Below are 6,465 nucleotides of genomic sequence, written 5' to 3'. Positions count from 1 at the left end.
CCCCCCCCCCCCCCCCCCCCCCCCCCCCCCCCCCCCCCCCCCCCCCCCCCCCCCCCCCCCCCCCCCCCCCCCCCCGGGGGCGCCCCCCCCCCCCCCCCCCCCCCCCCCCCCCCCCCCCCCCCCCAACCCAGGGGGGTGTTCAAGCGCCTGCTTCTGCAAATTTCCCCTTCCGCGCCGCCACCTTCGGCAACATCACCGTAGCACTTGCCCCCGACCGCGGGCGCTCGGTCGACCGTCGCGCCGACTATCACGATCCGACCTTGCCGCCGCGCCATGCGCTGGTCGCCTTCGGCCTTTGGCTGCGCAAGACGCTCGATGTCCATGCCCTCGTCCATGTCGGCGCCCATGGGACGCTGGAATGGCTGCCCGGCAAGACAGTGGCGCTCAGCGAATCCTGTTTTCCCGAGATCGTCACCGGGCCCCTGCCCGTCATCTATCCCTTCATCGTCACCAACCCGGGAGAGGCGGCACAGGCCAAGCGGCGCATTGCCGCCGTCACCCTCGGCCATCTGCCGCCGCCGCTGACCGGCGCCGGTCTGGACGAGAACCAGCGGCAGCTCGAGCGGCTGGTCGACGAATATGCCCAGGCTGAAGGGCTCGACCGCCGCCGCCGCGACCGCCTGGCGAGGCTGATCGTCGAAACAGCTGAAAAGACCGATCTCGCCTCCGAGGCCGGCGTCGCCGGAACCGACGCGCCCGACGAAGCGCTGCGCCGCATCGACGCCTGGCTCTGCGACCTCAAGGACTTCGCCATCAAGGACGGGCTGCACATCTTTGGCCGCTCGCCTGAAGGCGAGGCCGATCCGCTGCGCCAGCAAAGTGCAGCAGCCGAGAAGTCAGCATTGATCGCGGCCCTCGACGGCCGCCATGTCGCTGCCGGGCCGGCCGGCGCACCGGCGCGTGGCCGGCGCGATGTGCTGCCGACTGGCCGCAACCTGTTCACATCGGATCCACGCACCATGCCGACGCCGACATCCTTCGATCTCGGCAGGGCGGCGTCCGACGAGGTCTTGCGCAGCTACATGCAGGCGCATGGCGACTGGCCGCGCTCCCTGGTCATCGACCTCTGGGGCTCGGCCTCGCTGCGCACCGGCGGCGAAGAGATCGCGCAAGGCCTGGCGCTGATGGGCTGCCGGCCGCAATGGGATGGCGCCACCGGCCGCGTCACCGGCATCGAAGTGCTGCCGCCGGCCAGCCTTGGCCGTCCGCGCGTCGATGTAACCTGGCGCATCTCAGGCCTGTTCCGCGACATGTTCCCGACCCAGATCGCCCTGATCGATGCGGCCGCCAACGCCGTCGCCGCCCGCAACGAGGACGCGACGGAAAACCCGCTCGCCGCAAAAACCCGCGCCGATGGCAAGGTCAGCCCGCGTATTTTCGGCACCTCGCCCGGCACCTACGGCGCCGGTATCGAGGCGTTGCTGTCGAGCGGCGACTGGGCGGCGCGCGAAGAAATCGGTCGCGCCTATCTCGACGCCACCTCGCATGCCTATGGCGGCGCCGAGGGCGAAGGGATTTCGTCGCCCGGCGCGTTCGAGGGTCGCGTCGCCGAGGCCGACCTCCTCGTCCATACCGGAGACGACCCCGGCCGCGACATTTTGGAAGGCTCCGCCGATGTCGCCTTCATCGGCGGTTTTTCGGCAGCGCTTGCAGCGCTTGGCAAGAACGCCGACGTCATCGTCCTCGACACCACGGATCCGCAAAAGCCGAAGCCGCGCTCGCTTGGAGAAGCCGTATCTCGGGTCGTTCGCGCCCGCGCGGTCAACCCGCGCTTCATTGCCGGCCAGATGCGGCACGGGCCGCGCGGCGCTTCGGAATTCGCCGAGACGGTCGACCGTCTCGTCGGGTTCGCCGAGACCACCCATGCTATACCGGGCACGCTGATCGAGGCCGTGCACGACGCCTATCTCGGCGATCACGAGGTGCGCGCCTTCATCCTGCGCGAAAATCCGGCGGCCGCGAAGATGATTGCCGAGCGTTTTTTGTCGGCGCGGCGGCGCGGTCTCTGGCACCCGCTGCGCAATTCCGTCGACGACGACCTCGCCGCCCTGATCGCCGAAGCCCAGGGGGTGGCGGCATGAACGCCTTCTCCCGACGCGGCGCCTGCCCTGCTTTGTCCGCGCCGATGCAGACCGGCGACGGGCTTCTGGTGCGGCTCAACCCGGTCGCTGGAGGACTCTCGCCGAAATCCTTGATCGGGCTCGGTGAATCCGCCTTGCGGCATGGCAACGGCATCATGGAAGTGACCGCGCGTGGCAGCCTGCAGATCCGCGGCCTGACGCCGGCCAGCGCCCGGCTGCTGGCAATGGAGGTCGACGCGCTCGGCATCGCAGTGCGCACCGGCGTGCCGGTCGAGACCGGACCGCTGGCCGGGCTGGATCCGCAAAAAGTTGCCGATCCGCGCCCATTGGCGGAGCGGATTCGGGCGGCGATCGAGGCAGCAGGCCTTCCGCCGCGCCTTGGCCCGAAGGTTTCGGTGATCGTCGACGGCGGCGGACGGCTTGGCATGGATGCGGTGACAGCCGATGTGCGACTGGCTGCAACGCGCACCAATGCGGGAATCAGGTGGCAGGTGTCTGTTGCGGGTGATGGGCAGAATGCGAAGCCGCTCGCTACGGTGGGAGACGATGCGGCCCGCGATATCGCCATCGCGATGCTGAGGATGGTCGCCGAAAAGGGCCGCGATGCCCATGCAAGGGATTTGACGGCTAGGCAGCTGACATCTCTCGCAAGCTGGCATTCCTTCGCGCCCCCCTCTGTCCTGCCGGACATCTCCCCCACAAGGGGGGAGATCGGCAGCTTCGCCGCCGGCTCTCTTTCTACAACTTTGGACATTGGCGAAACCGGCGATGAGGGCGCAATCTCCCCCCAAGTGGGGGAGATGTCCGGCAGGACAGAGGGGGGCGCCGTGGATCGCCTTACGCTGCCGGCTCGCTTCCCCATTGGCGTTTTCGACCTGACAGATGGGCGCGCCCTCGGCATCGGCCTGCCCTTCGGCAGCATGCCGGCGCAAAAACTCATCGGCCTCACGCAACACGCCCTCACCCTTGGCGCGGCCGAAATTCGCCTGGCGCCGCACCGCGCGCTGCTTTTCATCGGCCTCTCCCCGACCGCCTGCCACGCGCTCCAGCAGGCCGCCGCCAGCCTCAGCTTCGTCACCGATGCTGCCGACCCGCGCACGAAAATCTGCGCTTGCCCCGGTGCGCCGGCCTGCGCCTCCGGCCGGATCGCCGCGCGCGACATCGCCGAGACCGTCGCCGCCGAGTACCGCGACCTCCTCGATGCCTCCGTCACCCTCCATATCTCCGGCTGTGCCAAGGGCTGCGCCCATCCCGGCCGGGCGGCGCTGACACTGGTCGGCGGCGATAACGGAGCCGGGCTTGTCGTGGACGGGACGGCAAAGGCCCTTCCTGCCGGATACAGGCCAGGCTATGACGCCGCGCGCGGCGTTGGCCGCATTGCCGCAGCGATCCGCGAAGCACGATTTCGAGGTGAGACCACCGCCGCCTGCCTGACAAGGCTTGGCGCGGCCGGTGTCACCGAACCCTACCGACAGGAATGAACATGCCCGCCCCCTACGACTACATCCATGACGGCACGGCGATCTATGAGCGCTCCTTCGCCATCATTCGCGCCGAGGCCGACCTGTCGCGCTTTTCCAATGCCGAAGCCGATGTCGCCGTCCGCATGATCCATGCCTGCGGCCAGGTCGAGGCCGCGCAGAACTTTGTTTTTTCGCAAGCTTTTGTTGCCGCCGCCCGCACGGCGCTGGCAGCCGGCGCGCCGATCTTCTGCGACGCCGAGATGGTCTCGCACGGTGTCACCCGCGCCCGGTTGCCGGCCGGTAACGAGGTGATCTGCACGTTGCGCGACCCGCGGACGTCCGACATGGCGAAAAAGATCGGCAACACCCGTTCGGCCGCGGCCATCGACCTGTGGGGCGAGCGCATGGCCGGTTCGGTCGTCGCCATCGGCAATGCGCCGACCGCACTTTTCTACCTGCTGGAAAAACTGCGCGACGGTGCGCCGAAACCGGCTGTTATCATCGGCATGCCGGTCGGTTTCGTCGGTGCTGCCGAATCGAAGGACGCGCTGGCCGAGAATTCCTACGGCGTTCCCTACGCCATCGTGCGGGGCAGGCTGGGCGGCAGCGCCATGACCGCCGCCGCCCTCAACGCATTGGCGAGGCCGGGCCTGTGAACGCGATTGTAAAAGGCCGGCTTGTCGGCGTCGGCACCGGTCCCGGCGACCCCGAACTGCTGACGCTCAAGGCCGTGCGCGCGCTGGCCGAGGCCGACGTGGTGGCGCATTTCGCCAAGCGCGGCAACAACAGCAATGCGCGCGCCATTGTCGGCGCGCATTTTCGTCCTGATTTGATCGAGTTGCCGCTGCTCTATCCCGTGACCACCGAAATCGACAAGGATCACGGCGATTACCGGTCGCAGATAGCGGATTTCTACGAGGAGTCGGCCGAAAAAGTCGCCGAGCATCTCAGCGCCGGCAGAATGGTCGCGGTGCTCTCGGAGGGCGACCCGCTGTTCTACGGCTCTTACATGCACCTGCATGTCAGGCTGGCGCACCGCTTTCCAACAGAGGTCATTCCCGGCGTGACCGCGATGTCCGGCTGCTGGTCGGCGACCGGAATGCCGATCGTTCAGGGCGACGATGTGCTGACCGTGCTGCCGGGCACAATGAGCGAATTCGAGCTGACCCGCCGCCTCGCCGACACCGATGCCGCCGTCATCATGAAGGTTGGCCGCAACCTGCCCAAGATCAGGCGAGCGCTGGCGGCGACCGACAAGCTGGCGCGTGCCGTCTATGTCGAGCGCGGCACCATGCCGGGCGGCGTTTCGATGCGGCTGGCCGACAAGCAGGGCGACAACGCGCCCTACTTCGCCATCGTGCTGGTCGCCGGCTGGTCAGGCCGGGCCGCCGCATTGGGAGCCGAAGCATGAGCGGCCGCCTGACCGTCATCGGCCTTGGACCCGGCAATGCCGACCAGGTGACGCCGGAGGCAAGCCGCGTCGTCGCCGAGGCAAGATTCTTCTACGGCTACAAGCCGTATCTCGACCGGCTCGACCTGCGCCCGGACCAGACCCGCGTCGCCTCCGACAATCGCGAGGAGCTGTCCCGCGCCAAGGACGCGCTGGCTATGGCTGCGCAGGGCCACAATGTCGCCGTTGTCTCGGGCGGCGACCCCGGCGTCTTTGCCATGGCGGCAGCCGTCTGCGAGGCGATCGAGGCCGGCCCGGCCGAATGGCGTGCCGTTGACGTTTCGATGCTGCCCGGCATCACCGCCATGCTCGCGGTCGCGGCCCGCATCGGCGCACCGCTCGGCCATGATTTCTGCGCCATCTCGTTGTCCGACAATCTAAAGCCATGGGATCTCATCGAATTGCGGCTGCTGGCTGCGGCCGGCGCTGGCTTCGTCATCGCGCTCTACAATCCGATCAGCAAGGCGCGCCCCTGGCAGCTTGGCCGCGCCTTCGAATGCCTCACGGCGATCCTGCCGGGCACCACGCCGGTCGTCTTCGGCCGCGCTGCCGGCCGTCCCGACGAGCGCCTCGAGGTTGTTCTGCTGGCGGACGCCGATGCGGAAAAGGCCGACATGGCGACCTGCATCATCATCGGCTCGCCGGAAACCAGGATCATCAAGCGCGGCGAAAAACCGGCGCTGGTCTATACGCCGCGTTCGGCAGCGGGCCCAAGAAAATGACCGACCAGAAAATGATCGACCATCGCGGCAAGGGCTTCGACGGTTTCAGCCGACGCAACGCCCGGCAGCGCCGGCCTGCGGATCATGACCACCTCGATGCCAAGCGCCCGCGCTGCGGCGATCTTGCCGTAGGTCGCCTCGCCGCCGCTGTTCTTGGACACGACGACATCGATGCGGTGTTCCCGAAGCAGTGCCTGTTCGTCGGCTTCCCGGAACGGCCCGCGCGCCAGGAGATAGGCCGCGTCGGGCACAGCGAGCCTTGGCTCGACCGGGTCGACGCTGCGGATCAGATAATGATGCTGGGGCGCCACCTCGAACGCGGCGACCTCCTGCCGGCCGAGCGCCAGGAAGACGCGGCGTGGCGCAGCGGCCAGCGCCGTCACCGCGCTGGCAACGCTGTCGACCAGCGTCCAGCGGTCGCCTTCGCCAGGCTCCCAACCCGGGCGCCTGAGCGCAACGATCGGCACGCCGGCCTCATGCGCCGCTGCCGCGGCATTGGCGGAGATCTGCGCCGCATAGGGATGCGTGGCGTCGACCAGCAGCTCGATGCGGGTCTCGTGAAGAAAAGCAGCCAACCCGTCGGCGCCGCCGAAACCGCCTACCCTCGTCGGCACACCTTGCGCAACTGGGTTTTCGGTGCGGCCGGCCAGCGACAACGTGACCTCAAGATCGGCGCGCGCAACAAGCTTGCCCGCCAGTTGCCGGGCTTCGGTGGTTCCGCCGAGGATCAGAATGCGCTTCATTGGCAC

Annotated in this window: 5 protein-coding genes and 1 pseudogene; 5 read left to right on the top strand and 1 reads right to left on the bottom strand. The window is 68.5% G+C overall.

The window, feature by feature from the left end; genetic code table 11:
* Positions 1–155 precede the first annotated feature (155 nt).
* From AC0L2B_RS14290 to AC0L2B_RS14270, 5 genes and pseudogenes are all read left to right on the top strand, one after another.
* Positions 156–2,081, top strand: a pseudogene (locus AC0L2B_RS14290) (cobaltochelatase subunit CobN); the annotation flags it as partial.
* Complete coding sequence (gene cobG, locus AC0L2B_RS14285; protein WP_473745790.1) at positions 2,078–3,562, top strand: precorrin-3B synthase; 1,485 nt, start codon at positions 2,078–2,080, stop codon at positions 3,560–3,562. The pseudogene AC0L2B_RS14290 and the gene cobG, both read left to right, overlap by 4 nt.
* On the top strand, positions 3,559–4,200 hold the full coding sequence (locus AC0L2B_RS14280) for a precorrin-8X methylmutase (protein ID WP_473745789.1): 642 nt from the start codon (positions 3,559–3,561) through the stop codon (positions 4,198–4,200). Before cobG ends, AC0L2B_RS14280 begins: the two co-directional genes overlap by 4 nt.
* A complete protein-coding gene (locus AC0L2B_RS14275) occupies positions 4,197–4,955 on the top strand; it encodes a precorrin-2 C(20)-methyltransferase (RefSeq protein WP_473745788.1) in 759 nt (252 codons plus the stop codon). The genes AC0L2B_RS14280 and AC0L2B_RS14275 overlap by 4 nt, the downstream gene beginning before the upstream one ends.
* Positions 4,952–5,716, top strand: coding sequence for a precorrin-3B C(17)-methyltransferase (locus AC0L2B_RS14270; protein WP_473745786.1), 765 nt, complete (start codon positions 4,952–4,954; stop codon positions 5,714–5,716). The genes AC0L2B_RS14275 and AC0L2B_RS14270 overlap by 4 nt, the downstream gene beginning before the upstream one ends.
* Here the strand turns inward: AC0L2B_RS14270 and AC0L2B_RS14265 are convergent.
* The gene (locus tag AC0L2B_RS14265) at positions 5,680–6,459 is read right to left on the bottom strand and encodes a cobalt-precorrin-6A reductase (RefSeq protein ID WP_473745784.1); all 780 of its coding nucleotides are present in this window, start codon (positions 6,457–6,459) and stop codon (positions 5,680–5,682) included. The genes AC0L2B_RS14270 and AC0L2B_RS14265 overlap by 37 nt on opposite strands.
* Between the last annotated feature and the right edge of the window lie 6 nt (positions 6,460–6,465).

Source organism: Mesorhizobium sp. WSM4815, from assembly GCF_055811575.1.
The sequence above is the reverse complement of the archived record's forward strand: the minus strand, read 5'-3'. Positions and strand labels throughout refer to the sequence as shown.